The organism is Mesorhizobium sp. M7A.F.Ca.US.014.04.1.1 (assembly GCF_003998745.1).
Classification (GTDB): Bacteria; Pseudomonadota; Alphaproteobacteria; order Rhizobiales; family Rhizobiaceae; genus Mesorhizobium; species Mesorhizobium ciceri.
The window spans coordinates 1-725 of the sequence record NZ_RZRW01001260.1; the positions used below are offsets into that span (position 1 = coordinate 1).

The 725-nt window shown below is 61.0% G+C and carries 1 protein-coding gene and 1 pseudogene; both read right to left on the reverse strand.

The genetic code is table 11. The annotated features are described in order from the left end of the window. On the reverse strand, nucleotides 1–412 hold a 412-nt coding region (locus tag EOA22_RS35950; protein WP_127390727.1), incomplete at its 3' end, for a biotin/lipoyl-binding protein. Continuing rightward, nucleotides 412–725, reverse strand: a pseudogene (locus EOA22_RS35955) (type I secretion system permease/ATPase); the annotation flags it as partial. The gene EOA22_RS35950 and the pseudogene EOA22_RS35955, both read right to left, overlap by 1 nt.

A 725-nucleotide genomic window follows, 5' to 3' on the forward strand; every position in this document is an offset into this window, starting at 1 on the left:
CATCCGGATCGTCCCGCCGAGACATCAGCGACGGCGGAAAACCGATGGCGTCCGCACCATCGCGCTCGGCCTTGAGACGTGCCAGGCGGGCATCGAGTTCATCCGCGCTCTTGGTGACAATGGCCAGATTGGCGCGGGTGACTGTTTCATCCAGATGAATCAGAACCTGTCCCGCTTGCACGGCATCGCCTTCGCGCACGAAGATTTGGCCGACCACGCCGCCCGTCGGATGCTGCACCTTTTTGACGCTGGAATCGACAACCAGCTTTCCCGATCCAATGACCGCGCCAGAGAGGTCGATCACGGCGGCAAGGCTGCCCGCTCCACCGACCAGTAGGATGGAGGTCGCAATGCCGCCAAGCAGATAACGTCGAATGGCCCGGTCGACCACCGATGGCGCCCTCTCCGGCATCAGAGCGCCGCCTCTTCAGGACTTGGGACAACTTTCAACGGAACGCTGTTGGGACGGGTCACATTGGTCATGATCTCATTCTTCGGGCCAAAGGCCTGAATGCTGCCGTTCGTCATGACAAGGATCTGGTCAAGACTTTGCAATGCACTCGGGCGATGCGCCACCACGATGGCCATGCCGCCTCTGTCGCGCACGCCTTGGATCGCCGCCGTCAAGGCGGCTTCGCCATCGGCATCGAGATTGGAATTCGGCTCGTCGAGTATGACAAGAAACGGATCGCCATAGAGAGCACGCGCCAAAGCGACCCTCTGTC